We start from the raw sequence: 24,323 nt of genomic DNA, 5'->3' as shown, positions 1-24,323 counted from the left end.
GGTTGCCGTCACCCTTCCTACTCGCCGCCCTTCTGGACGAAGCCCCGGACGAAGGACTCCGCGTTCGTCTCCAGCACCTCGTCGATCTCCTCGAGGAGCGCGTCGACCTCCGCGTCGCGCGACTGCGCCTGCGGCGCGACCGGGACCTCGGGGCCCTCGGGCTCGTCGTCGGGACGCCGGTCCTCGTGCGACGCGTGGGTGCGTTCGGTACCCGCCATGGCTGCCTCCTCGTCCGTCGGCCCGGTGCCGCGCCGACGCTCTGTCCGTTCCAACCCGGTCGGGGCTCGCGCCCTTCCCGGCCCTGCTCGCACGCGGCGCCCGTTCCGCGAGGGGCGGGGCGCCGTCGTACGTCCAGCCTAGTCGCCGCCGCTCACGACGGGCCTGCCAGACCCGCCAGGAGCGCCGCCGCGTCCGGGCTCGCGTCGAGCAGCGCGCCGATGTGCGCGCGCGTCCCTCGCAGCGGGTCCATCATCGGGACCCGCTGGAGCGACGGTGCCCCCTGGACGTCGAAGATCACCGAGTCCCAGCTCGCGGCCGAGACCTGGTCGCCGTAGCGGGCCATCACCTCGCCGCGGAAGTACGCGCGCGTGTCCTCCGGGGCGTGGTGCACGGCGGCGCCGACCTCGCGCTCGGTGACGACCCGGTCGACCGCGCCCGCCGCGAGGAGCCGGTGGTAGATGCCGCGCTCCGGGCGCACGTCCGACCACTGGAGGTCCATCGCCGCGAGCCGCGGGTGGCCCCAGTCGATCCCGTCGCGTTCCCGCAGCCGGTCGAGGAGCCGCAGCTTGGCGACCCACTCGACGTCGCGCGCGCACGCGGCACGGTCCGTCCTCAGGCGCTCGAGCACGGAGGCCCACCGCGCGAGCACGTCGCGCGTGGGCGCGTCGACGCCGTCGGTGCCGGCGAGCAGCTCCGCCGCCTGCGTCGCCACGTCGAGGTACTCGCGCTGGACCTCCAGCGCCGTCAGCTCGCGCCCGTCGGCGAGGGTGAGCCGACGCGTGAGGTCCAGGTCGCGGCTGACCCGCTGCACGTCGGCCACCGGGTCCGCCAGCCGCAGGCCCGCGAGCCGCGACCGCACCTGCGGCCCCAGCTCCTCCAGGTGCTCGACGACGAACAGCACGAGCGACGTCGTCCCCGTCTTGAGGTAGGTCGCGGTCTCGAGCATGTTCGCGTCGCCGATGATGAGGTGCAGCCGGCGCCAGCGCTGCCGGTCGGCGTGCGGCTCGTCGCGCGTGTTGACGATCGGGCGGCGCAGCGTCGTCTCCAGCCCGACCTCGGCCTCGACGTAGTCCGCGCGCTGGGAGATCTGGAACCCGTGCTCCTCGCCCGTGGGGCCGAGGCCGACGCGTCCCGAGCCGGCGAACACCTGCCGGGTCACGAGGAACGGCGTGAGCATCTCCACGAGCACCCCGAACGGGACGTCGCGGTCCACGAGGAAGTTCTCGTGCGTGCCGTAGCTCGCACCCTTGCCGTCGACGTTGTTCTTGTAGAGCACGACGGACCCGCCGGGCACCTGGTCCAGCTCGCGCGACGCCGCGAGCATGACGCGCTCCCCCGCCACGTCCCAGCACACGACGTCGTGCGGCACCGTGACCTCGGGCGAGGAGTACTCCGGGTGCGCGTGGTCGACGTACAGCCGGGCACCGTTCGTGAGGATGACGTTCGCGGCGCTCGGGTCGTCGTACTCCTCCGTCGTCGGCCGTGCGACCTCCTGGAGCGAGCCCTCGGCCGCCCCGCCCCCGGCGGGCTCCGCCACGGGCCCCGAGGGCGCGGGCCGGGTCGGGTCGTCGGTGAGCAGCGACGGGTGCGCCGACGCGCGCGGCACGTGGAACCCCCGTGCGTCCTGCAGCGGGTCCTCGTCGTCGTAGTCCCACCGGGCCCGGCCGCGGGCGCCGTCGCTCCGCGCGGCGAGCGCCCGGTAGGTCGTGACGACCTGGCTCGACAGGAGCATCGGGTTCGCCATCGGCTTCCCCGGCTGCAGGACGCCGTACTCGGTCTCGATCCCCATGACCCGTCGCACGCTCACGCGCTCACCCTATGTCGGTCCTCCGACGGCGCGCGGACCGTGTCCACCGACGACGGCCCCCTCCCACGCAGCGGCGAGACCCCGCCGGTGCGACGGCCCGCGCGAGCAGGTCGCCGACCCGACGGGGTCTCGGGGTGTCGGTCGGGCGGTCCTACAGGTACTGGCCGGTGTTGGTGACCGTGTCGATGGTGCGCGGGGAGCCGCCCTCGCCCTTCTTCTGGACGATCGTGCGGATGAAGACGATGCGCTCGCCCTTCTTGCCGCTGATGCGCGCCCAGTCGTCGGGGTTGGTCGTGTTGGGCAGGTCCTCGTTCTCCTTGAACTCGTCCACGCACGCGGCGAGCAGGTGGTCGACGCGGATGCCGCGCTGGCCCGTGGCGAGGAAGTCCTTGATCGCGGACTTCTTGGCCCGGTCGACGACGTTCTGGATCATCGCGCCCGAGTTGAAGTCCTTGAAGTAGAGGACCTCCTTGTCGCCGCTCGCGTAGGTGACCTCGAGGAACTGGTTCTCGTCCTCCTCGGAGTACATCCGCTCGACCACCGACCGGATCATCGCGTCGAGCGCCTCGCGCTGGTTGCCGCCGTGCTCGGCGAGGTCCGCGGCGTGGATCGGCAGGTCCTCGGTGAGGTACTTGGCGAAGATCTCCTTGGCGCCCTCGGCGTCCGGCCGCTCGATCTTGATCTTCACGTCGAGGCGACCGGGCCGCAGGATCGCGGGGTCGATCATGTCCTCGCGGTTCGACGCGCCGATGACGATGACGTTGTCGAGCCGCTCGACGCCGTCGATCTCGGCGAGGAGCTGGGGCACGATCGTCGTCTCGACGTCGGACGACAGACCGGTGCCGCGCGTGCGGAACAGCGACTCCATCTCGTCGAAGAACACGACGACCGGGGTGCCCTGGGACGCCTTCTCCCGGGCGCGGGCGAAGATCAGGCGGATGTGCCGCTCGGTCTCGCCCACGTACTTGTTGAGGAGCTCGGGACCCTTGACGTTGAGGAAGTAGCTGCGCGCCGCGCCCGACCCGGCCTCGACCTGCTCCCCTCGCGCCCGCGCGACGGTGTGCGCGAGCGAGTTCGCGACGGCCTTGGCGATGAGCGTCTTGCCGCACCCGGGCGGGCCGTACAGGAGGACGCCCTTGGGCGGGTGCAGCCCGTGCTCACGGAACAGGTCGGGGTGCGTGAACGGCAGCTCGACGGCGTCGCGGATCTGCTCGATCTGCGGGCCGAGGCCGCCGATGTCCTCGTACTCGATGTCCGGGACCTCCTCGAGGACGAGCTCCTCGACCTCGGACTTGGGGATCACCTCGAACACGAACCCGCTGCGCGTGTCGATGGTCAGCGAGTCGCCGACGCGGAGCGACGCGTGCGCGACCGAGCCCGCGAGGCGCACGACGCGCTCCTCGTCGGCGCGCCCCACGACGAGCACGCGGTCGGCGTCGAGGATCTCCTTGGCGGTGACGATCTCGCCCGTGCGCTCGTACCCGCCGGCCGCGACGACGGTCATCGCCTCGTTGAGCTTGACCTCCTGGCCGGGGCGCAGCCGCTCCACGTCGAGGCTCGGGCTCGCCCCGACGTGCATCTTGCGCCCGGCGGCGGACACGTCGACCGACCCGTCCGGGTGCGCGGCGAGGAACACCGCGTACGTGCCGGGGGGCTTGGCGAGGTCGTCGATCTGCCGCTTGAGGTCGAGGATCTGGTCGCGCGCGGCCCGGAGGGCCTCGGCGAGCCTCTCGTTCTTCGCGGACAGCAGCGCGAGCTCGCGCGCGCTGCTCTGCGGGGCCTCGTCGCTACGGCCGAATGTCTCGCTCATGGGGTGTCCCCTCTCGCCGGCGGCTCGCCCGACCGCGTGGTGGACGGCGGACGACGGACCCGCGGGAGGACCCGTGCCGACCACCGTCCGGCGGTCGGGTGACGACCTTAGGCACAATTCTCGCCCGAGCACACCGACGACACCCAGGGTGAGACGACCGGGTCCCGATCGTTACCGGACCGTCACGGCCCCGACACCTCGGCCGGGTGCTCGCCCTGCTCGGCGTCGTGGCCGGGGACCCGATCCGCGCCGCGGGCCTCGGGCTGCTCCGGCCCCTGTCCGACGTCGCGACGCACGCGGCGGATCTTCTTCTCCGACACCGGACGCTCACCGAGCTCCTCGGGCGACCACTGCTCGGCGTCGGTCGGGTAGGCGCCCTTGGCCGGGCGGCGCTTGCGCTCCGGCGGCGCGACGCCGTCGGCCAGACGGCGCGCGGTGAGCAGGAAGCCCGTGTGCCCGATCATCCGGTGCTGCGGGCGCACCGCGAGGCCCTCCAGGTGCCAGCCCCGCACCATGGACTCCCACGCGACCGGCTCGGCGTAGCGCCCGTCGGCGCGCAGGTCCTCCGCGAGGCGCGAGAGCTGGGTCGTCGTGGCGACGTAGCACACCAGCACGCCGCCGGGGACGAGCGCACGGGCGACGACGTCGAGGTTCTCCCACGGCGCGAGCATGTCGAGGACGACGCGGTCGACCGTGCCGTCCTCGGTGACGGTCGGCAGCACGTCGGCGAGGTCGCCCACGGAGAGCGTCCAGGCGGGGTGCGCGCCGCCGAAGAAGGTCTCGACGTTGCCGCGCGCGATGGCCGCGAAGTCCTCGCGACGCTCGATCGAGTGCAGCTCGCCCGCGTCGCCGACCGCACGCAGGAGCGACATCGTCAGCGCGCCCGATCCGACGCCCGCCTCGACGACGCGCGCGCCGGGGAAGATGTCCGCCATCGCGACGATCTGCCCCGCGTCCTTGGGGTAGACGACCGCGGCACCGCGCGGCATGGACAGCACGTAGTCCGCGAGCAGCGGGCGCAGCGCGAGGTACTCGATCTCGGCCGTGTTGCGGACGACGCTCCCCTCGGGCTGCCCGATGAGGTCGTCGTGCCGCAGGTAGCCCTTGTGCGTGTGGAACGTCGCGCCCGGCGCGAGGGTGATGGTGTGCAGGCGCCCGCGCGGGTCGGTGAGCTGGACCTTGTCCCCCACGCGCAGGGGACCGCGGCGCTCGTCGGCGCCCGTCGCGCCGGGGCGGTCCGGTGCGTCCGCCGCGGGCGCGGCGGTGTCCTCCGGTCCGGAGGGCGTCGTCTGGGGGCCGGGCGTGGCGGCGGGCTCGGAGGTCACGGGCGACCATCCTACGGGCCGGACGCGGTCAGCGACCGCGCTGCGCGTCCCGCAGCGCCGCCACGACCCGCGCGACCTCGAGCGCCCCGACGACGCGGCCGCCGTCGGTCACGACGACGACGGCGGCCTCGCGCCCGACGCGCGCCAGGGCGGCGAGCATGTCCTGGCCCTGGAGGTGCGCGTCGATCGTCGCCCCCGGGGGCAGCGGCACGGCGACGGCCCCCACGGGCGTGGTCTCGGCGGCGTCCGGCGGCACGGCGGCGGCGGCCGTGGGGTCTGCGTACCCCACGGGCAGCCCCGCCCCGTCGACGAGCACCGCGAGGACGTGCGGCCCGCCCGCGAGCGCCACCGACCGCCCCACCGCCCCGACCGTCGCCGTGGAGGGCACGGCGACCGCGGGCCGTGCGAGGCCGCGCACGGAGAGCCCCGAGACCGCCTCGCGCGCACGTCCCGCGGCGATCGCCTGCCCGGCACCGCTCCAGAGGAACGCACCGATGAGCGCCGCCCACGCGACGGTCCAGAGGTCGGGCTGGCGGCCGAGCGTCAGCGGCCAGACGAGGGCCCACGCGACGACGCCGACGGCGACCGCGCGCCCGACCCAGCCCGCCGCGACCGTGCCGCGGGTGCGCGAGCCCGTCGCGGCCCACACGGCCGACTCGAGGATCTGCCCGCCGTCGAGCGGCAGCCCCGGCAGGAGGTTGAAGAACCCGACGAACGCGTTGGAGAACGCCCCGGCGTAGAGGAGCAGCGCGGGCACGGAGAACGTCGGCTGCGCCTGGAACGTCACCCAGAACACGACCGCGAGCGCCAGGTTGGTCAGCGGCCCGACCACGGAGATGAGGAAGCCGTCGAGCGGGCGGGCGGACGTCCCCGAGTACGCGGTGTGCCCGCCCCACAGCGTGACGGCGAGCTCGGTGACGTGCTGCCCGCGGGCCCGCGCGACGAGCGCGTGCGCCACCTCGTGCAGGAACACGGAGGCGAACAGCAGGAGCACGAACGCGAACGACACGAGGTACACCTCGTTGCCCAGGTGCGGCGCGAGCCGGCGCACCGTGGGGACGAACAGCACGGTGAGGATCGCGGCGGCGAGGAACCACGACGGCGTGAGGATGACCGGTGCGCCGACGATGCGGCCGATGACCCAGCCCTTCGTGCGCGGGCCGACCGGTGCGGGCGTGCGGGGGGCGCTGGGCTGGGGTCCGTCCACCCGGAGAGCCTATGCGTTCCGCGCGCCGACCCGGACGTCGGGCGAGCGGCGGGTGCGATGATCGGGCCGTGCACGCTCACGACGACGACCAGGTCGAGGTCCCGCTGACCGGAGGGAACGTCAACGCCGTGGTGCGCGTCGGCGACACCGTGCGGCGGACGGCCGGTCCGTGGACGCCGACGGTCCACGCGCTCCTCGCCTGGGTCCGCGCCCAGGGGATCTCCGTGGCCCCCGCGCCGCTCGGCCGCGACGCGGCCGGGCGCGAGGTGCTGACCTGGACCGAGGGCGAGGTCGGCGGCTGGCCGCTCCCGGACTGGCTCTGGGACCGCGCGACGCTCCGCCAGTCGGGCGCGATGCTGCGGGCGTGGCACGACGCGACCGTCGGCTTCGCGCTCGCCGGGGCGGTGTGGCGCTCACCCGTGCGCGAGCCGGCGGAGGTCGTGTGCCTCAACGACGCCGCGCCGTACAACATGGTCCGCGCGGGGGGCGCCCTCGTCGGGTTCATCGACGTCGACATGGCGTCGCCAGGGCCCCGGGTCTGGGACGTCGCCTATCTCGCCTACCGGTTGTGCGGCTGGTGCGAGGACATGCCGGCCCCGCCCGGGCTCGCGCCCGAGGAGCGGCTCGCCGAGCTGCTCGTCGGCTACGGCCACGACCGCGCGCCTCGTCCCGACGACGTGCTGTCGACGATGCACGACCGTCTCCTCGACCTCGCCGGCTGGACGGACGCGCACGCCCGGGACACCGCTCGGCCGGACCTCCACGACCACGCGGCGCTGTACCGCCGGGACGCGGCACGCCTCGCGCGAGGCTAGGCGGCGTCGTCGTCCATGAGGTCGACGACCTCGCCGGAGACGAGCCGGGCGAGCAGGCCGAGGTCGACGAGCTCGAGCGACGGCGTCCGGCTCAGGCCGGGCGCGGGCAGGACGGGGACCACGGCTTCCACGCCGAGCGTCGCCGCGCCGGCCGCGCGGGCCGAGGCGATGCCGGCAGGCGAGTCCTCGATCGCGACGCAGCGCGCGACGTCGACGCCGAGGCGCTCGGCCGCGAGCAGGTACGGCTCGGGGTCGGGCTTGCCGCGCTCGACCTCGTCCCCGCACACGAGCACCTGGAACGCGTCGTCCGGCGCGAGCTCCGCGACGGGCGCGGCGAGCTCGCGGTAGGACATCGTGACGAGCGCGCACGGCACGCCGGCCTCGCGCAGCGCCGTGAGCAGCTCGCGCGCGCCGGGCTGCCACGGGACCTCGGCCCGCACCTGCTCGATGACCCGGCCCAGGAGGAACGCGACGATCTCGTCGACCGGCAGGTCGACGCCCCCGCGGTCCCGGATGATCCGCGCGGACTCGCGCAGCGGGTTCCCCACGAGCGACATGGCGTCCTCGTGCGTCCACGTGCCCCCGTGCGCCTCGACGAGCTCGTGCTCCGCCGCGATCCAGTACGGCTCGGTGTCGACGAGCGTCCCGTCCATGTCCCACAGGACGGCCTGCGGCAGGACGGGATCGGTGGACGGGCGCGGGGACGTCACGGCATGGCTCCAAGGACGAGGGGTGGGGGTCCGGGCGGGGCACGACGCGGTGCACCCGGTCCCTCCACCCTACGTGCGGCTACGCCACGCGCGAACCCGCTCCGCCGTCGTCGGGCCCGGCCGCATAGGCTGGGGCGATGACCGAGAACGCGACCGAGGGCACCCGGCAGACCGTGATGATCGCGGCGTTCGAGGGCTGGAACGACGCGGGGAGCGCCGCCACGGCCGCGCTCCAGCACCTGCACGAGGTGTGGGGCGCCGAGGACGTCGACGAGCTCGACCCGGAGGAGTACCACGACTTCCAGGTGAACCGCCCCGTCGTGACGACCGACGACGACGGGCTCCGGGAGATCACGTGGCCGACGACGACGATCGCGTCCGCGACCCTGTCGCCCGGCGGGCGGCGGGTCGTGCTCGTGCACGGCATCGAGCCGTCCATGCGGTGGCGCCGGTACTGCCGCGAGCTGCTCGACATCGCGGAGGAGCACGACGTGCGCACGGTCGTCACGCTCGGCGCGCTGCTCGCCGACGTCCCGCACACGCGGCCCATCCCCATGACGGCGACGTCGGAGAGCGTCGGGCTCCAGGCGGTGCTCGACGTCGAGCCGAGCACGTACGAGGGGCCGACGGGCATCGTCGGGGTGCTCCAGCACGCCGCCGCCGAGCGGGGCCTGCAGTCGGTGTCGCTGTGGGCGGCCGTGCCGCACTACGTGGCGCACCCGCCGTCGCCCAAGGCGACGCTCGCGATCCTCGCGCGCATCGAGGAGCTCCTCTCGGAGCCGATCCCCCTCGGGGACCTGCCCGAGGACGCCGAGGCCTGGCAGCACGGCGTCGACGAGCTCGCCGCGGAGGACGCCGAGATCGCGGAGTACGTCCAGCAGCTCGAGGAGGCGAAGGACACCGCTGAGCTGCCCGAGGCGAGCGGCGAGGCGATCGCGCGCGAGTTCGAGCGCTACCTGCGCCGTCGCGACCGCGGCAACCCGGGCAAGGGACCGACGGTCTGACGCCTCCCCGCCGCCGCGGGCGTGCGGCGGCGCGTCAGAGGCGCACGCCGAGCAGCGCGTTGACCGCGCGGGCGACCACGCCGGGCGCGCCCTCGTCGTCGCCGGACGTGTCGCGCCCGGGACGCAGCGACTCCGCGGCCCACGCGTCGACGGCCGCGAGCGCCGCGGGCGCGTCCAGGTCGTCGGCGAGCGCGGCGCGCACGGCGCCGAGCGTCGCGGTGGCGTCGGGACCGCCGTTGCCGGAGACGGCGTCGCGCCACGTCTCCAGGCGGCGCACCCCCGCGGGCAGGTCGTCGTCGGTCCACTCCCACTCGCCGCGGTAGTGGTGCGCGAGCAGCGCGAGGCGGATCGCCATGGGGTCGACGCCCGTGGCCCGCAGCTTCGAGACGAGCACGAGGTTGCCGCGCGACTTGCTCATCTTCTCGCCCTCGTACGCGACGAGGCCGGCGTGGACGTGGGCGCGGGGCGCGCCGCCGCCCGAGAGCATGCGGTCGTGCGAGGACGACATCTCGTGGTGCGGGAACAGCAGGTCCGCTCCCCCGCCCTGCACGTCGAACGGCAGGCCGAGGCCGTCGCGCGAGATGACGGCGCACTCGACGTGCCAGCCGGGCCGCCCGGTGCCGAGCGCGCCACCGTCCCATGCGGGCTCGCCCGGGCGCTCGCGGCGCCACAGGAGCGGGTCGAGCGCGTCCTTCTTGCCCTCGCGGTCGGGGTCGCCCCCGCGCTCGGCGAAGAGGTGCTGCATGACGTCGCGCGCGAGGCGCGAGACGGAGCCGAACGCAGGGTCGGCCGAGAGGTCGGCGTAGACGTCACCGAGGCCCGGGTCGGTCCCGCCCGCCCCGGGCTCGACCGGCACGCGGTAGGCGAGCCCGGCGTCGAGGAGCTGCGTGACCGCCTCGACGACGGCGGGGATCGTCTCGACCGCGCCCTCGTAGACGTCCGGCGGGACGACGCCGAGCGCCGTCATGTCCTCGGCGAAGAGCGCCGTCTGGTCGACGGCGAGCGCGCGCCAGTCGACGCCCGTCGCGGCGGCGCGCTCGAGGAGCGGGTCGTCGACGTCGGTGACGTTCGACGCGTACCGCACGCGCTGGCCGGCGTCCGTCCACGCCCGCACGAGCAGGTCGAACGCGACGTAGGTGGCCGCGTGGCCGATGTGGGTCGCGTCGTACGGCGTGATGCCGCACACGTAGAGGGTCGCGTCCTCGCCCGAGGCCGCGACGACGAGCTCGCGGGTCGTCGAGTCGTGCACCCGGACCGGGAGGCCTCGTCCGGGGAGCTCGGGGATCTGCGGGGCGGGCCAGCTGTGCACGCGTCAACCTTAGCCGTCGGGACGTCGGCGCCGGACCGTCGTCCGGAAGGCGGGCGCCGCGCGCACGGGACACGGACGGCACGCCGCTGCCCGCACCGACGGCGAACCCGCGCGACCGGGCAGGGCCACGCCGGGCGCGGGACAATGCGGACGTGACGAAGCCCACCGACCCGCGCGTCGACGCCGCGCGAGGCCCCCTGCTCCCCGGCGCCACCGTCCTGGCGGCGTGGACCGTGGACCCGGGTGCGGCCGGGGTGCGCGAGGTCGACCCCGGCACGCTCGGGGACGCGCGCGCCGGGGACGACCCGGCCCGCGACCACGAGGGCGGTGACCATGACGGGGGCGAAGGCCGGACCCCGCGTGGCCCGGCGACGTGGGCGCGGGTCGCCGACCTCGACGCCGTGCTCGACGCCGCGGCCCGCGTCTCCACGAGCCCGGGACCGACGCGCCACGAGCTGTCCCGGCACGCGCACCACCCGCTGGCGCACGTGCGCCGCCTCGCGCCCGACTGGCTCCTGCTCGTCACGCCGACGGCGTGGTTCACCGAGGCGGACCGCCAGGTGCGCACCGGCCAGTTCGCCGCGCTGCTCGGACCGGGCACCGTCGTCACCGCCGAGGAGGGGGACGCCGGCGTGCACGCGACCATGCTCGACAAGCTCGCCGCCCCGGGGGACCCGCGGGGCACGCCCGTCCAGCGGATCGTGTCGGCCGCCGTCCTGGCGATCGTGGGCGGGGCGTCGCAGGTCGAGCTCGGCCTGGGGGACGCGGTCGCGGACACGGAGCGGGTCGTGTTCGACCAGCAGCGCGAGGACCCGGTCGAGCGCATCTACGACCTCAAGCGCGAGATCACCGAGGCGCGGCGCGCGCTCATGCCCGTCTCGGCGGAGCTGCCCGAGCTGCTCGACCCCGACGTCCCGGACCACCTCGCGGTGAACCGGCGCATGCTCGAGCGCGTGGTGACGACCGTCGAGCGGATCGACCGCCACCTCGACGCGCACGACGACCTGCTCTCGGACATGCTGCAGGTCCACATGTCCCAGGTGTCGGTGCGCCAGAACGAGGACATGCGCAAGATCTCGGCCTGGGCCGCGATCCTCGTCTACCCGACCATCGTCGCGGGGGTCTACGGCATGAACTTCCGGAACATGCCCGAGCTGCACTGGGCGTTCGGCTACCCGTTCGCGCTCGCGCTCATGGCGGTCGGCTGCCTCGTGCTCTACCGGGTGTTCAAGCGGGTCGGCTGGCTCTGACCGCGGGTCACGGGGTGGACGCGGCGGTCCCGCCGGGCTCGAGCACGCCGGTGAGCAGGAGCAGCACGACGAGCGCGGCGAGCACCAGGCGGTAGACCACGAACGGCGTGTAGCTGAAGGTCGAGACGATCTTGAGGAACGCGATGATGACGAAGTAGCCGACGACGAACGCGACGAGCGTGGCGATGAGGGTCGCACCCGCGCCGGGCGCGCCGGGGGCCGGCTCGTCCGCGGACTTGACGAGCTGGTAGAACCCCGAGCCCATGACCGCGGGGATCGCGAGCAGGAACGAGTAGCGCGCCGCGGCCTCGCGCGTGAAGCCCATGAGGAGGCCCGCCGTGATCGTGCCGCCGGACCGGGAGACGCCCGGGACGAGCGCGAGCGCCTGCGCGAAGCCGAACGCGACGGCCTGGCCGGGCGAGAGCTCGCGCAGCGTGCGCCGCTTGGCGCCGATCCGGTCCGCCCAGCCGAGCAGGAGCGCGAAGACGGCGAGCATGAGCGCGGTGAGGTAGAGGTTGCGGAACGTGTTCTCGATCGCGTCCTGGAAGAGCAGGCCGAGCACGACGATCGGGACGGAGCCGAGGGCGATGTACCAGGCCATCGCGGCGTCGTGGTCGTGCCGACCGAGGCGCGACCTCCAGTCCGTACCGTGGTCGCCGCGCACCGAGCGCCACCACGCCGCGCAGATCCGCGCGATGTCGCGACGGAAGTACAGGAGGACCGCCGTCTCGGTCCCGATCTGGGTGATCGCCGTGAAGGCGGCCCCCGGGTCCTGCGAGCCGATGAGCTCGCCCACGATGCGCAGGTGCGCGCTCGAGGAGATCGGGAGGAACTCGGTCAGGCCCTGGACGAGGCCGAGGAGGACGGCTTCCCACGCGTTCACGAGCGGCCACGATACCCGCTCGGGCAGGCCCTCCCGGCACCTCGTCGGCGGGTCGGCGCCCCCGGACGAACGCCGGGCGACGGGCGCGTGAACACCGTCCCGCGGACCCGGCCCGCAGGCTTGGAGGGACGGGTGAACCTCGCCGCTCCCGGGGTCCGTCGCGCGCCCCGACGGTCGCGCGGCGGGGTCCGCCGGTACCCTCGGCTCCCATGGAACACCGCCACCTCGGCAGCACCGGCCTGCGCGTGTCCGAGCTCGGCCTCGGCACCATGACGTGGGCCCGGGACACGGACGAGCTCGACGCCGCCGAGCAGCTGCGCGACTTCGTCGACGCGGGCGGGACCCTCGTCGACACCGCCGCCTCGTACGCCGACGGGGACGCCGAGTCCCTGCTCGGGTCGATCCTGGGGACGAAGGTCGACCGGCGCGACGTGCTCCTGTGCACCAAGGCGGGCGTGCGCCGCACGGCGCAGGGACCGGTCGTCGACGCGTCCCGCGGGGCGCTCCTCGACTCGCTGGACGACTCGCTGTCGCGCCTGGGCACCGACCACGTCGACCTGTTCCTCGTGCACGCGCCCGACCCGCGCACGCCGTTCACCGAGACGCTCTCCGCGCTGCGCCACGCCGTGACGTCCGGCCGGGCACGGTACGTCGGGCTGTCCAACCACCCCGCGTGGGCGACGGCGCGCGCCGCGACGCTGCTCGGCGGTGCCGACGACGTGGGCCTCGCCGCGGTCGAGCTCGAGTACTCGCTGCTCCAGCGCGGCGCGGAACGGGAGGTCGTGCCGGCCGCCGAGGCGCTCGGGCTCGGCCTGCTCGCCTGGTCGCCGCTGGGCCGGGGCGTGCTCACGGGCAAGTACCGCCGCTCGCTCCCCGCGGACTCGCGCGGCGCGTCCCCGCACCTGTCCGGGTTCGTCGAGCCCTACCTGGACCAGTCCTCCTCGGGGATCGTCGAGGCCGTCGTCACCGCGGCCGACGGTCTCGGCCGCGCCCCGCTCGACGTCGCGCTGTCGTGGCTCCTGGGCCGCCCCACGGTGGCGAGCGCGATCGTCGGCGCCCGGACTCCGGCCCAGCTGCGCACGTCGCTCGCCGCGACCGACCTCGAGCTCCCCGACGCCGTCCGCGCGGCGCTCGACGACGTGAGCGACCTGGAGGTCGGCTACCCCGAGCGGTGGTGACGACGGCGCGTCAGCGCGCGCCGTCGGTCTCCAGCTCGCCGGTCAGGACGTCGTCGTCGAGGGTGTCGTCGAGGTCGTCGAGCGCGTCCTCGTCCTCCTCGTCGTCGTCCTCGTCCTCGTCCTCGTCGTCCTCCTCCGCGAGGTAGAACGGCGTCGCCTCCCCGTGGACCTGGCCGAGGGCCTCGTCGTAGACCTCGAAGGCGTCCGCGAGCACGTAGTAGGCGTCGTCGACGGCGGGGTCGTCCTCCCCGCGGCGTGCGGCGACGGCGTTGTAGTGGGCCTCGAGCGCGGCGATGAACCGGTCGAGCGCGGCACGCGGGTCAGCGGTCATACCCTGACGGTAGCGCCGAGAGGGGCACAATGGCACTCGTTAGTCGAGCGGGTTCTCCCCGCCCGGCCGACGACCGAGTCAGGCGAGAGAGGACGGTGGCACGTGGAGGAGAGGCCGACGTCACGTCGGCGGTCCGGATGGGCCGCGCACGGCGGGCAGTACGAGTACCGCGTCCTGACGATCGACCGCTCCACGAGCCGGTCGGACGCGAGCAGGCTGCTCACCGACGAGGCCGAGTACGGGCGCTGGGAGCTCGCCCGGACGCGGCTCTACGTCGGGGGCGAGCGCCGCGTGTGGCTGCGCCGCAAGATCATCCGGGTCAGCTCGACCCTGTGAGCCCCGCCCCGTGAGCGGTCCCGGCCGCGGGGACGGCTCCGCGGGCTCCCCGCCGGACGTCTTCACGAAGTCGCGCGCGGACGCGCCCGCGGGCTTCTTCGACTGCGAGGCCGCGGGGCTCGCGTGGCTCCGCGTCCCGGGCGGGCCGCGCGTCGCGACGGTGCGGGGGGTCGGCCCGACCCGGCTCGACCTCGAACGCGTCCTGCCCGCCGCGCCGACGCCCGAGGCGGCGCACGCGTTCGGACGGGCGCTCGCCGTCGTGCACGACGCGGGAGCGCCGGCGTGGGGCGCGCCGCCGCCCGGCTGGTCGGGCGACGCGTTCTTCGGTCCGCTCGCCGACCCGCTGCCGATGCCGACGGGCTCGTGGCCCGACTGGCCGACCTTCTACGCCGAGGCGCGGCTGCTCCCGGTCGCGCGCCAGGGCCACGACCGCGGGGCGCTCGACGCCGACGACGCGCGCCTCCTCGAACGCCTGGGAGAACGCCTCGCGGACCTCGCGCGCCCCGCGCTCGACGACTCCCCGGCGCGCGTGCACGGCGACCTGTGGTCGGGCAACGTGCTGTGGTCCCCGCTCGACCCCGGCCCGGGCGGACCACCGGGCGACGTCGAGGCGGTGCTCGTCGACCCCGCGGCGCACGGCGGGCACCGCGAGGCCGACCTGGCGATGCTCGCGCTGTTCGGCGCCCCCTTCCTCGAGGAGATCCTCGCCGGGTACGACGCCGCGCACCCGCTCGCGCGCGGGTGGCGCCACCGAGTCGCGCTGCACCAGGTGTACCCGGTCGCGGTGCACGCGGTGCTGTTCGGCGGCGGCTACCGCGCGCAGCTCCGCTCGTCGGTCCGGGCGCTGCTGGGCGACGCCTGAGCGGTCGACCCGGACGGCGTCAGCAGGTGCGCAGCAGGCGGTCGAGCACGCGCACGCCGAAGCGCAGCGAATCGACCGGGACCCGCTCGTCGACCCCGTGGAACATCCCGGAGAAGTCGAGGTCGCCGGGCAGGCGCAGCGGCGCGAAGCCGTAGCCCGTGATGCCGAGGCGCGCGAGCGACTTGTTGTCCGTGCCGCCCGAGAGCGTGTACGGCAGGACGGTCGCCTCGGGGTCCTCCGCGAGCAGCGAGTCGACCATCGCGTCGACCAGGTCGCCCTCGAACGGCACCTCGAGCGCGATGTCCCGGTGGATCTCCTCGACCCGCACGTGCTCGCCCGCGAGCGCCCGCAGCGTCGCGAACCCCTCCTCCTCGTGCCCGGGCAGCAGGCGCGCGTCGATCGCCGCCTCCGCCCGGCCCGGGATGACGTTCGCCTTGTACCCGGCGGAGAGCTGCGTCGGGTTGGACGTGTGGCGCACCGTCGCCCCGACGAACCGCGACGCGGGGCCGAGCGCGGCGACGAGCGCCGCGACCGACGACGGGTCCTCCGGGTCGTACCGGAGCCCGGTGAGGTCCGCGACGCCGCGCAGCAGCCTGTCGACGGTCGGGGTGAGCGTGTTGGGCCAGTGGTGGGCCCCGATGCGCGCGACCGCCTCCGCGAGCCGCGTCACCGCGTTGTCCTCGTTCACCTGCGACCCGTGACCCGCGCGGCCCTCCGCGACGAGGCGCAGCCACGCGATGCCCTTCTCCGCCGTCTGGAGCAGGTACGCGCGCCGGCCCCCGACCTCGACCGAGAACCCGCCGACCTCGCTGATCGCCTCGGTCGCGCCCTCGAACAGCTCGGGCCGGTGGTCGACGGCGTAGCGCGCCCCGTACACGCCGCCCGCCTCCTCGTCGGCGAAGAACGCCACGACGACGTCGCGCGCGGGCTTGCGCCCCTCGCGCGCCATCTGCCGCACGACCGCGAGGATCATCGCGTCCATGTCCTTCATGTCGACCGCGCCGCGGCCCCACAGCAGGCCGTCGATCTCCTCGCCCGCGAACGGGTCGACGGACCAGTCCGCGGCCTGCGCCGGCACGACGTCGAGGTGCCCGTGGAGCACGAGCGCCGGCCGCGTCGGGTCCGCGCCCTCCAGACGCACGACGACGCTCGCCCGGCCGGGCTCCGACTCGAACAGCTCGGGCTCGAGCCCGACCTCGTGCAGCAGCCCCATGACGTACTCCGCCGCGCGCCGCTCCCCCGGACCGGTCCCGTCGCCGAAGTTCGACGTGTCGATCCGCAGCAGCTCCCGGCAGATCCGCACCACCTCGTCCTCCGCCCGCGGCACCGTGCCGGAGGGGACGTCGACGGTCGCCGGGGTGCCGGCGCTGGCCTGGGATTCCGGGTACGGAGCGGTCATGGCCACACGCTACCCGTCGCGATCGCCCCGCCCGCCTGTCCCCGCCGCCCCTCCCACATCCCGGACGCTCCCCCACCATGCCAGCCGCCGCGTCGAGCAGGTCGTCCAGGCGCGTCCGGGTCGCGTGACGCGCCCCCATCGCCTGCTCGACCCGGCAGGATGGGCTGGTCGGGTCCTCGGGGTCAGTGGGTGGTGCCGTGGGGGCCCGGGGCGAGGTGGCGGGGGCCGGTGCCGTCGCCCGGGAGCGTGTCCGCGTGGTCGGGGTGGGTGGCGCCGTCGGGCACGTCGATGCGGGACGGCGCCCGCTCCCCCGGCGCGACGACGACGAGCTGGCCCATCATGCCCTGGTCCTCGTGCGTGAGCAGGTGGCAGTGGAACATGTACGGGGTGCTCGGGTCGGTCGCGCCCTCGGCCGCCTCGAACCGGACGAGCAGGCGCGTGACGCGGCCGGGCTGGACGTAGACGGTGTCCTGCCAGCCGTCGAGGTCGGGCGTGGGCGGCTGCCCGCCGACGTCGAGGACGCGGAACTGGACGTCGTGGACGTGGAAGTTGTGCGGGGTGTCGTCGAGCCCGGTGACCTCCCAGACCTCGGTCTCCCCGACGGTCACGGCCTCGTCGACGCGGGACATGTCCATCGACCGCCCGTTGATGGACCGGCCGGAGAGCTGGAACGTCCGCGTCCGGACGGCGTCGGCCTCGTCGAGCACGTCCGCCGGGTCGGTGCCGAGGGTGTCGGGGACGGCGGGGCTCGGCGCGAGCGTGGGAGCGGCGCGCAGCTCCAGGAGGTCGAAGGTGTCGTCGCCGCCGGAGAAGCGCTCGAACAGCGGGTTGACGCCGAGCTCGGGCGGGAAGCTGCGCAGGACGGCGCGCTGCCCTGGGGCCATGGTCACGACGACCTCCGCCCGGTCGCCCGGGGAGAGGCGCACGCGCTCGACCGTGCGCGGGGCGGGGAGCAGCCCGCCGTCGGTCCCGACGAGCTGGACCGTGCCGCCGTCGGCGAGGCCGACGTCGTAGACCCGCGAGTCGGAGCCGTTGAGCAGGCGCAGGCGGACTCGCTCGGTCGTGACGTCGAGGTAGGGCCCGGGCGTGCCGTTGACGAGCACCGTGTCGCCCAGCGTGCCGACCGGTGAGAGGAACGAGGCGGCGTCGTCGAGCCGCCCGTCGGGGTGGAAGCTCTTGTCCTGGAGGATGACCGGGACGTCGTCGACGCCGTACTCGTGCGGAAGGTCGGCAGCGGGGCCGTCGGCGGCGGCCGGGTCGTCGAGGAGGAACATCCCCGCGAGCCCCCGGTACACCTGGCTCGCGGTCCGCCCGTGCAGGTGCGGGTGGTACCAGAGCGTCGCGGCGGGCTGGTCGATCGTCCACGTGGGCGACCACGTCTCGCCGGGCTCGACCATCTGGTGCGGGCCGCCGTCCATCGCGGGCGGGAGGTGCATGCCGTGCCAGTGGAGCGTCGTCGTCTCGTCGAGCGCGTTCGTCACGTCGACGCGCACGCGCTCGCCGCGCGCGGCCCGCAGGGTGGGGCCGAGGTAGTCGCCGTTCAGGCCGATCGTCGGGGTCGGTGCGGACGTGCCGAGGTCCGCGACGCCCGCGCGCGCCTCGAGCTCGAAGACGCGCACGCCGTCCTCGACCCGGGACTCCGCGAGCGGCGGGACGGCGAGCGGCCGCGTGAACTCCACGGCACCCGCCGTGCTCGTCGCGGCGCGCGCCCAGGCGACGCCCACGACCGCGACGACCGCCCCGACGAACAGGACGACGACGAGCCCGAGCACCACGAGGACGCGGGCGAGCGGGCCGCGTCGCCGTCGCGGACGACCTCCGGGTGGTCCGGCGGGCGCACCGGGCGCCGGCGGGACGGCAGGCGGCGGGGTGGTGTACGTGGTCGTCATCAGGTCTTCTCCAGGGTGGACGACGGCGGTCGGCGGGTGCGGGTCGACGGCGGCCCGGCCGTGCGGGCGACGCCGTCGACGCTAGGGACCGGGCGGTGCCGGGCGCGTCCGCTCGGAAGCGTACGCGGGCCCGGAACCGACCCCGAGCGCACGGGGGCGCGGCTCGGGGTGGTGCCGGGTCGGGCGGTGCGGGTCGGGTGCGCGGGTCAGGGGTTGCGGGTCGGGCGGGATCGGCAGCCGGCCTCAGCGGCGTCGGGCCGCGAGGAGACCGAGCGCCACGGCCCCCGCGAGCGCGCCCCAGACCGCGTTGGTGAGCAGCATCGGGATGATCGCGACGGGGTGGGCGACGGGTCCCTGCAGCTCCCCGGTGAGGATCGGCGACAGCACCGCGCTGAGCACCAGCGCGAGCACGCCGTAGGCGAGCCCGACGGCCACGCCGGTCGCGAGCGGGTGCGCGGGGCGGGCGACGACGATCGCGACGATCCACACGACCGTGAGCACGAGGGTCGTGAGCAGGGGTGCGGCGGGTCGGCCGATCGCGTCGTCGAGGCCGGTGACGCTCAGGAGCGGTCGGACGAGCGCGAGCGCACCGAGCCCCAGGACGAGGGGCCAGCTCAGCGAGCGGACGGTCTCGCCGAGCGTGGGGCGGGCCGCAGGAGCCGGCGCCCCCGACCGTCCGGGAGGGACGGCGGGGCCGGGCGGGACCGGGCCGTCAGGTGGGACGGACGAGGCGGGCGGGGTCGGGCGGTCCGGTGCGGGGCCGGGGGTCGGGTTCATGCCGTCGACGCTAGAGATCGGCATCGCCCCGCTGCGTCCGCCCCGGCGCGCGGCGCGATGCGTCGTCCCGCGCCCCGCGCCTACGCGTCTCGACGTAGTCGACCCTGACGCGGACCCGCCCCGCGACGGACGCGCGTCGGGGTGCGTCTTCCTAGACTCGATGGTCGTGACGTCCCCCGACCTCCCGCACGAGCGGCCCGCCGGGTCGCCGCCCGCGACCCGGGCGGCGCGCCCGTCGCCGCCGCCGTGGCTCATCGACGCCCTGCTGGGGTTCGCGGTGTTCGACGTCGTCGCGTTCGCCATCGCGGCCGACGTCGGCGGCACGCGCGCCGACCCGTGGGTCGCGTACCCGCTCGCCCTCGTGCTGGGCCTGCTCGTCCTCGGCCGGCGCCGCTTACCCGTGGGGGTGCTCGTCGCGACGGCGCTCGTGATCTGCGCCTACTACACGCTCGACCTGCCCGCGATCGGCCTCGCCCTGCCCGTCTCGGTCGCGCTGTACTCGGCGGCGGTCGCGGGCCGGCTCGGGTGGGCCGTGGGGGTCGCGGCGGCGCTCGTGGTCGCCTCGACGTACTTCCGGCTCGCCGAGGGCGACGACGTCCGGTACGTCGTCGGGTACGAGCTCGCGACCACGGTCGCGCTGATGGCCGCCGCGATCGCGCTCGGTCACGGCGCGTTCGCCCGCCGGCAGCGCGACGAGCAGCGGCGGCACGCGGACGCGCTGCTGGAGCAGACCCACGAGCTCGAGGCGGCCGACCGGCTCGCGCGCGACCGGGAGGCCGTCGCGCGCGACCTGCACGACGTCGTCGGGCACCACCTCGCCGTCGTGTCCCTGCACGCGGGCGTCGCGCGCGAGGCGCTCGACGACGTGGGACGCGCCGACGGCGCCGGGCGGGAGGACGCGCTCGCGGCGGCGCGCGCCGAGCTCGACCTCGTGCGCACGTCGGCGACGGCCGCGCTGGCGGACCTGCGCGCGACCGTGCGCTCGCTGCGGGGTCCGTCCGGGCCGGCGGGCGTCGCGGAGCAGGCCCGCCTCGACCGGCTCGGCGACCTCGCCCGCACGGCGCGGGCGGCAGGCCTCGAGGTCACGCTGGACGTCGACCTGCCCGCGGGCACGCCGGACGGCAGCGCGGCGGGTGCGGCGGTGTTCCGCGTCGTGCAGGAGGGACTGACCAACGTCCTGCGGCACGCCGGGGCGCGCGCCGCCGTCGTGCGCGTGACGCTCGAGCCCGAGACCGGGACGCCCGGCGACGTGCTCGCGGTCGAGGTGCGCGACGACGGTCGCGGCGCACCGGGCGGCACCCCGGACCGGGAGGGGTTCGGCCTGCGCGGGCTGCGCGAGCGGGTCGCCGTGCTGGGCGGCACCGTCACGACCGACGCGCCCGACGGCGGCGGCTTCCGCCTGCGCGCCCGGGTCCCGGTCGGCGCGGCCGGCCCCGCACCGGCGCCGGCCGGGGCACCGGGGAGCGAGGCCCCGGGCGGAGGCCCCGCGTGATCCGCGTCGTGCTGGTCGACGACCAGCCCCTCGTGCGAACGGGCATCCGCGCGCTGCTCGAGCGTGCGGACGACGTCGAGGTCGTCGGCGAGGCCGCCGACGGTCGCGAGGGCGTGGCGCTCGTGCGCCGGGCGCGGCCCGACGTCGTGCTCATGGACCTGCAGATGCCCGTCCTCGACGGGGTCGAGGCGACGCGGCAGATCGTCGCGGGCGCCACCGGCACCGAAACGCCGGTCGCGGGCGACAGGACGACCGGCCACCGCCCGGACGGTCCCCGCGTCGTCGTGCTCACGACGTTCGACGACGACGCGAACCTCTTCGCGTCGCTGCGGGCCGGGGCGTCGGGCTTCCTGCTCAAGGACGCGAGCCCGGACGAGCTGCGTGCCGCCGTGCGCACCGCAGCCGCGGGCGACGCGCTGCTCTCCCCCGCGGTGACGGCGCGCGTCGTCGCGCAGGCGGTCGACGCCGGGCGGCGGGACGACGCGCTCGTCGCCGCCGTCGCGGACCGGCTCACGGACCGCGAGCGCGAGGTGCTCGCGCACGTCGGGCGCGGCCTGACCAACGACGAGATCGGGTCGGCGCTGTTCATGAGCCCGGCGACGGCGCGCACGCACGTGGGCCGCCTCCTCGCCAAGCTGGGCGTGCGGGACCGGGCCGGCCTCGTCGTCGTCGCGTACGAGACCGGCCTGGTCCGCCCGGGCACCCCGCCGAGGTAGAGGCGTGGTCATGACCACGCCTCTACCTCGCGGTACCGGGGCTCTACCTCGGCGGGTCGGGTCGTCGGGTCAGGCGTCGAGGCCGCGGCGCGCGAGGAGCGGCGCGATGTCGGCGTCGCGGCCGCGGAGCTCCCGGAACGACTGCAGCGGGTCCTGCGAGCCGCCACGCGCGAGCAGGACGCGACGGAAGCGCTCGCCGTTCTCGCGCGACAGGCCGCCGTTCTCGCGGTACCACTCGACCGTGTCCGCGTCGAGCACCTCGGACCAGATGTAGGAGTAGTACCCGGCCGCGTACCCGCCGCCGAACACGTGGTTGTAGTACGTGGTCCGGTAGCGCGGCGGGACGGGCGCGAACGCCACGCCGGCCGCCTCCAGCGCCGCGGCCTCGAACGGCACGACGTCGGACTCGGACGACGGGACGCCGTCGGGCCCGACCTGGTGCCACGCCTGGTCGAGCAGCGCCGCCGCGAGGTACTCGGTCGTCCCGAAGCCCTCGTTGAACTGGCGCGAGGCCAGCATGGTGTCGACCCACTCGGCGGGCATCGGCTCGCCCGTCACGTGGTGCACCGCGTAGGAGCGCAGGATCGACGGCTCCCACGCCCACATCTCGTTGACCTGCGACGGGTACTCGACGAAGTCCCGCGGCACCTCCGTGCCGGACTGCGACGGGTAGCGCACGTCGGAGAACAGCCCGTGCAGCGCGTGCCCGAACTCGTGGAAGAGCGTGATGACCTCGTCCCACACGAGCAGCGTGGGCTGTCCGGCCGGCGGCTTGACGATGTTGAGGTTGTTGACGACGACCGGCTTCTGGCCGAGCAGGTGGTTCTGGTCGACGAGGTTGTTCATCCAGGCACCGCCCCGCTTGGACTCGCGCGTGTACCAGTCGGCGAGGAACAGGCCGAGCCCCTGACCCGGCTCCCCGGGCGTCTCGCTGTCGAAGACCTCGAAGACGCGCACGTCCGGGTGGTAGCCGACGAGGTCGTGCCGCTCGGCGAAGGAGACGCCGAACAGGCGGTTCGCGGCCAGGAACACGCCGTCGTGCACGACGCGCTCGAGCTCGAGGTAGGGGCGCAGCAGCGCGTCGTCGAGCGCGTAGCGGTCCTTGCGCACGCGCTCGGCGTAGAACGACCAGTCGGAGGCGCGCAGCGTCGCGCCCGGCTCGTCGGCCCGCAGCGCCGTCTCGAGGTCGGCCGCCTCGCGGCGCGCGTTCGCGACGGCGGCGGGGGCGAGCCGGTCGAGCATCGCGTTCACGGCCTCGGTCGTCTTCGCGGTCGCGTCCTCGGCGACGTACGCGGCGTGGTGCTCGTACCCGAGGAGGCGCGCGCGCTCTGCGCGCAGGCGCACGGTCTCCAGCACGATCTCGCGCGTGTCGTGGTCGTCGCCGGTCGCACCGCGCGACTCCGACGCCTGCTGGACGCGCTCGCGGACGTCGCGGCGCGCGAGCGACGCGAGGACGCCCTGCTGGGTGGGGAGCTGCATCTCCAGCAGCCACGCCCCCTCGTGCCCGCGCGAGGCGGCGGCGGCAGCCGCGCCCGCGACCGCGTCCTCGGCGAGGCCGTCGAGCTCGGCGCGGTCCGTGACGAGCACGCTCGCCGCGTTGGCCCCCGCGAGCAGCTTGCGGCCGAACGCGGCCTCGAGCGTGGTGAGGCGGCCGTTGAGCTCGCGCAGGCGCGCCTGCTGCTCCGCGTCGAGCTCGACGCCGGAGCGGCGGAACCGGACGAGCAGCGTGTGCAGCAGCCACGCGGCGTCGGGGTCGAGGATCTGCTCGCCGACGTCGACGGCGTCCTGCAGGGCGCGGGCACGCGCGTAGAGGCGCGCGTCCATGTAGATCGCGTCGTGGTGCGCGGCGAGCTCGGGCGCGAACTCCTCCTCGATCTGCTCCAGTCCCGGCGTCGCGTCGGCGGAGAGCTGGTTGTAGAACGCGTTGAGCACGCGCGCGAGGTCGCGGCCCGACCGCTCGAGCGCCGCGAGCACGGTGGCCTCGGTCGGGGGTGCGTCGTCGGTCGCGACCGCCTCGATCGCGGCGCGCTGGGCCGCGGTCGCGGCGCGCAGCGCGGGGAGGTAGTGCTCCTCGCGGATCGCGTCGTAGTCGGGCAGCTCGTACGGCAGCGCGGAGGGCGCGGCGAACGGGTTGGCGGGATCGAGGTCGATCAGGGCGGAGGCGACTGCGGGCGCGGAGGTGGGCGCGGGCGCGTCGGTGCGCGTCGTGGGCTCGGAGGTCATGGTGCCCATCTTGACCCCGCGGGCGGGCACGACGGAAACGCATTCGCGGACGCCCCTTGGCGACCGGGGCGAGTGCGTCAGGCGGCGCGGCCCGACGACGGCGCGTCCGCGGGCCACGGCTCGTTCGGCGCGCGCGGGTCGTCGGGCAGGAGCGTGCCGAGCCACGCGTCGCGGCGCTCGCCGCGCTGGAGCGCGAACCCGCGCACCGTGCCCTCGACCCGGAAGCCGAGCCGCCAGGCGGTGCGGCGCGAGGGCCAGTTGCCGACGTACGCCTGCCAGAAGAGCCGCGCGAGCCCCCCGCCCTCCGGGTCGAAGGCCCAGTCGACGACGAGCCGGCACGCCGCGGTCATGAGGCCGCGGCCCCGGGCCTCGGGAGCGGTCCAGTAGCCGATCTCGGCCGACCGTCGCCCCTCGGGCGCGTCGTCGAGGCTCAGCCCGACCATCCCGAGGAGGGCACCGACGCCGTCGGGGCCGGGGATGCCCGAAGGGCCGGCGCTGTCGCGCACGCCCCAGGTGAGGACGTCGCCGCGCTCCCAGCCCGGTCCCACGTAGTCCGACACGAACTGCACCGCGTCCTCGCGCGCGTACGGGGACGGGACGACCGTCCACGCAGCGGTCTCCGCGTCCTGGCACGCGGCCGTGATCGCGTCGACGTCGTCGAGGGTCGGGGTGGACAGGTGGACGCGGCCGTCGTCGAGGGCGAAGGGGTGCACCCGCACGAGCCTGGCACGTCCCCCGCACGTCGTCACCCGGATTCCCGAGCGTGGTCACCCCGCGGGGC

The 24,323-nt window shown here is 75.4% G+C and carries 22 protein-coding genes; 8 read left to right on the top strand and 14 right to left on the bottom strand.

Annotation, left to right across the window (positions count from 1 at the left end):
- Window positions 1-17: 17 nt before the first annotated feature.
- The 5 genes from ACTJIY_RS00595 to ACTJIY_RS00575 form a co-directional block, all read right to left on the bottom strand.
- Complete coding sequence (locus ACTJIY_RS00595) at window positions 18-218, bottom strand: ubiquitin-like protein Pup (protein ID WP_047232853.1); 201 nt, start codon at window positions 216-218, stop codon at window positions 18-20.
- Between the two features lie 152 nt (window positions 219-370).
- The gene (dop, locus tag ACTJIY_RS00590; RefSeq protein WP_440673213.1) at window positions 371-2,008 is read right to left on the bottom strand and encodes a depupylase/deamidase Dop; all 1,638 of its coding nucleotides are present in this window, start codon (window positions 2,006-2,008) and stop codon (window positions 371-373) included.
- Between the two features lie 169 nt (window positions 2,009-2,177).
- Window positions 2,178-3,836 (bottom strand): proteasome ATPase, encoded by a 1,659-nt coding sequence (gene arc, locus ACTJIY_RS00585; protein ID WP_253049738.1) that lies wholly within the window; start codon window positions 3,834-3,836, stop codon window positions 2,178-2,180.
- A 182-nt stretch (window positions 3,837-4,018) separates the two neighbouring features.
- Window positions 4,019-5,161, bottom strand: coding sequence for a tRNA (adenine-N1)-methyltransferase (locus ACTJIY_RS00580; RefSeq protein WP_374613921.1), 1,143 nt, complete (start codon window positions 5,159-5,161; stop codon window positions 4,019-4,021).
- A gap of 28 nt (window positions 5,162-5,189) precedes the next feature.
- Window positions 5,190-6,368, bottom strand: coding sequence for a site-2 protease family protein (locus ACTJIY_RS00575; RefSeq protein ID WP_253049740.1), 1,179 nt, complete (start codon window positions 6,366-6,368; stop codon window positions 5,190-5,192).
- Window positions 6,369-6,436: 68 nt separating this feature from the next.
- Between ACTJIY_RS00575 and ACTJIY_RS00570 the strand changes: the two genes are divergently transcribed.
- Window positions 6,437-7,183 (top strand): phosphotransferase, encoded by a 747-nt coding sequence (locus ACTJIY_RS00570; protein WP_440673129.1) that lies wholly within the window; start codon window positions 6,437-6,439, stop codon window positions 7,181-7,183.
- Here ACTJIY_RS00570 and ACTJIY_RS00565 read toward each other — a convergent pair.
- Entirely contained in the window at window positions 7,180-7,893 is a 714-nt protein-coding gene (locus ACTJIY_RS00565; protein WP_308202245.1) for an HAD family hydrolase, read from the bottom strand. The two genes, ACTJIY_RS00570 and ACTJIY_RS00565, sit on opposite strands and share 4 nt — an antisense overlap.
- A 137-nt stretch (window positions 7,894-8,030) precedes the next feature.
- On the opposite strand from ACTJIY_RS00565, the gene ACTJIY_RS00560 reads away from it, so the two are divergent.
- The gene (locus ACTJIY_RS00560) at window positions 8,031-8,897 is read left to right on the top strand and encodes a PAC2 family protein (protein ID WP_253049744.1); all 867 of its coding nucleotides are present in this window, start codon (window positions 8,031-8,033) and stop codon (window positions 8,895-8,897) included.
- A gap of 34 nt (window positions 8,898-8,931) precedes the next feature.
- Here the strand turns inward: ACTJIY_RS00560 and mshC are convergent, their stop codons facing one another.
- Window positions 8,932-10,206: a cysteine--1-D-myo-inosityl 2-amino-2-deoxy-alpha-D-glucopyranoside ligase gene (gene mshC, locus ACTJIY_RS00555; RefSeq protein WP_440673130.1), complete on the bottom strand. Its 1,275-nt coding sequence runs from the start codon at window positions 10,204-10,206 to the stop codon at window positions 8,932-8,934.
- 152 nt (window positions 10,207-10,358) lie between these two features.
- Between mshC and ACTJIY_RS00550 the strand changes: the two genes are divergently transcribed.
- Window positions 10,359-11,456, top strand: a complete 1,098-nt coding sequence (locus tag ACTJIY_RS00550; RefSeq protein ID WP_440673131.1) for a magnesium and cobalt transport protein CorA — start codon at window positions 10,359-10,361, stop codon at window positions 11,454-11,456.
- A 7-nt stretch (window positions 11,457-11,463) separates the two neighbouring features.
- On the opposite strand, the gene ACTJIY_RS00545 is transcribed toward ACTJIY_RS00550, so the two are convergent.
- The gene (locus tag ACTJIY_RS00545; RefSeq protein WP_253049750.1) at window positions 11,464-12,339 is read right to left on the bottom strand and encodes an undecaprenyl-diphosphate phosphatase; all 876 of its coding nucleotides are present in this window, start codon (window positions 12,337-12,339) and stop codon (window positions 11,464-11,466) included.
- Window positions 12,340-12,548: 209 nt separating this feature from the next.
- On the opposite strand from ACTJIY_RS00545, the gene ACTJIY_RS00540 reads away from it, so the two are divergent.
- The gene (locus ACTJIY_RS00540) at window positions 12,549-13,517 is read left to right on the top strand and encodes an aldo/keto reductase (RefSeq protein ID WP_253049752.1); all 969 of its coding nucleotides are present in this window, start codon (window positions 12,549-12,551) and stop codon (window positions 13,515-13,517) included.
- A gap of 10 nt (window positions 13,518-13,527) precedes the next feature.
- Here ACTJIY_RS00540 and ACTJIY_RS00535 read toward each other — a convergent pair whose 3' ends face one another.
- Window positions 13,528-13,848, bottom strand: coding sequence for a primosomal protein (locus ACTJIY_RS00535; protein WP_253049754.1), 321 nt, complete (start codon window positions 13,846-13,848; stop codon window positions 13,528-13,530).
- Window positions 13,849-13,950: 102 nt separating this feature from the next.
- Here ACTJIY_RS00535 and ACTJIY_RS00530 point away from each other — a divergent pair, with 102 nt between their 5' ends.
- Entirely contained in the window at window positions 13,951-14,184 is a 234-nt protein-coding gene (locus tag ACTJIY_RS00530) for a DUF5703 family protein (protein WP_009861400.1), read from the top strand.
- Window positions 14,185-14,194: 10 nt separating this feature from the next.
- Entirely contained in the window at window positions 14,195-15,046 is an 852-nt protein-coding gene (locus tag ACTJIY_RS00525; RefSeq protein WP_440673132.1) for a fructosamine kinase family protein, read from the top strand.
- A gap of 19 nt (window positions 15,047-15,065) precedes the next feature.
- Here the strand turns inward: ACTJIY_RS00525 and ACTJIY_RS00520 are convergent, their stop codons facing one another.
- From ACTJIY_RS00520 to ACTJIY_RS00510, 3 genes are all read right to left on the bottom strand, one after another.
- Window positions 15,066-16,445 (bottom strand): M20/M25/M40 family metallo-hydrolase, encoded by a 1,380-nt coding sequence (locus ACTJIY_RS00520; protein WP_439157626.1) that lies wholly within the window; start codon window positions 16,443-16,445, stop codon window positions 15,066-15,068.
- Between the two features lie 182 nt (window positions 16,446-16,627).
- A complete protein-coding gene (locus ACTJIY_RS00515) occupies window positions 16,628-18,334 on the bottom strand; it encodes a multicopper oxidase family protein (protein WP_440673133.1) in 1,707 nt (568 codons plus the stop codon).
- A gap of 243 nt (window positions 18,335-18,577) precedes the next feature.
- Window positions 18,578-19,111, bottom strand: coding sequence for a hypothetical protein (locus ACTJIY_RS00510; protein WP_440673134.1), 534 nt, complete (start codon window positions 19,109-19,111; stop codon window positions 18,578-18,580).
- A 166-nt stretch (window positions 19,112-19,277) separates the two neighbouring features.
- Here ACTJIY_RS00510 and ACTJIY_RS00505 point away from each other — a divergent pair, with 166 nt between their 5' ends.
- Together ACTJIY_RS00505 and ACTJIY_RS00500 are read left to right on the top strand one after the other, a co-directional pair.
- Window positions 19,278-20,603 carry a sensor histidine kinase gene (locus tag ACTJIY_RS00505; protein ID WP_440673135.1) on the top strand — a complete coding sequence of 442 codons (1,326 nt, stop codon included), beginning with the start codon at window positions 19,278-19,280 and terminating at the stop codon, window positions 20,601-20,603.
- Window positions 20,600-21,319, top strand: a complete 720-nt coding sequence (locus ACTJIY_RS00500) for a response regulator (protein WP_440673136.1) — start codon at window positions 20,600-20,602, stop codon at window positions 21,317-21,319. Before ACTJIY_RS00505 ends, ACTJIY_RS00500 begins: the two co-directional genes overlap by 4 nt.
- Window positions 21,320-21,388: 69 nt before the next feature.
- Here ACTJIY_RS00500 and ACTJIY_RS00495 read toward each other — a convergent pair whose 3' ends face one another.
- On the bottom strand, window positions 21,389-23,551 hold the full coding sequence (locus ACTJIY_RS00495) for a M3 family metallopeptidase (RefSeq protein ID WP_440673137.1): 2,163 nt from the start codon (window positions 23,549-23,551) through the stop codon (window positions 21,389-21,391).
- Between the two features lie 68 nt (window positions 23,552-23,619).
- The gene (locus ACTJIY_RS00490; RefSeq protein ID WP_253049770.1) at window positions 23,620-24,255 is read right to left on the bottom strand and encodes a GNAT family N-acetyltransferase; all 636 of its coding nucleotides are present in this window, start codon (window positions 24,253-24,255) and stop codon (window positions 23,620-23,622) included.
- Between the last annotated feature and the right edge of the window lie 68 nt (window positions 24,256-24,323).

The organism is Cellulosimicrobium sp. 22598 (assembly GCF_052044445.1).
GTDB lineage: Bacteria > Actinomycetota > Actinomycetes > Actinomycetales > Cellulomonadaceae > Cellulosimicrobium > Cellulosimicrobium cellulans_G.
The sequence above is the reverse complement of the archived record's forward strand: the minus strand, read 5'-3'. Positions and strand labels throughout refer to the sequence as shown.

What these genes read in the sequence shown, in the direction of transcription:
- dop (WP_440673213.1), bottom strand. Translation starts at nt 2,008, where the DNA reads ATGGGGATCGAGACCGAGTACGGCGTCCTGCAGCCGGGGAAGCCGATG.
- ACTJIY_RS00515 (WP_440673133.1), bottom strand. Translation starts at nt 18,334, where the DNA reads ATGACGACCACGTACACCACCCCGCCGCCTGCCGTCCCGCCGGCGCCC.
- ACTJIY_RS00560 (WP_253049744.1), top strand. Translation starts at nt 8,031, where the DNA reads ATGACCGAGAACGCGACCGAGGGCACCCGGCAGACCGTGATGATCGCG.
- arc (WP_253049738.1), bottom strand. Translation starts at nt 3,836, where the DNA reads ATGAGCGAGACATTCGGCCGTAGCGACGAGGCCCCGCAGAGCAGCGCG.
- ACTJIY_RS00495 (WP_440673137.1), bottom strand. Translation starts at nt 23,551, where the DNA reads ATGGGCACCATGACCTCCGAGCCCACGACGCGCACCGACGCGCCCGCG.
- ACTJIY_RS00520 (WP_439157626.1), bottom strand. Translation starts at nt 16,445, where the DNA reads ATGACCGCTCCGTACCCGGAATCCCAGGCCAGCGCCGGCACCCCGGCG.
- ACTJIY_RS00540 (WP_253049752.1), top strand. Translation starts at nt 12,549, where the DNA reads ATGGAACACCGCCACCTCGGCAGCACCGGCCTGCGCGTGTCCGAGCTC.
- ACTJIY_RS00535 (WP_253049754.1), bottom strand. Translation starts at nt 13,848, where the DNA reads ATGACCGCTGACCCGCGTGCCGCGCTCGACCGGTTCATCGCCGCGCTC.
- ACTJIY_RS00510 (WP_440673134.1), bottom strand. Translation starts at nt 19,111, where the DNA reads ATGAACCCGACCCCCGGCCCCGCACCGGACCGCCCGACCCCGCCCGCC.
- ACTJIY_RS00595 (WP_047232853.1), bottom strand. Translation starts at nt 218, where the DNA reads ATGGCGGGTACCGAACGCACCCACGCGTCGCACGAGGACCGGCGTCCC.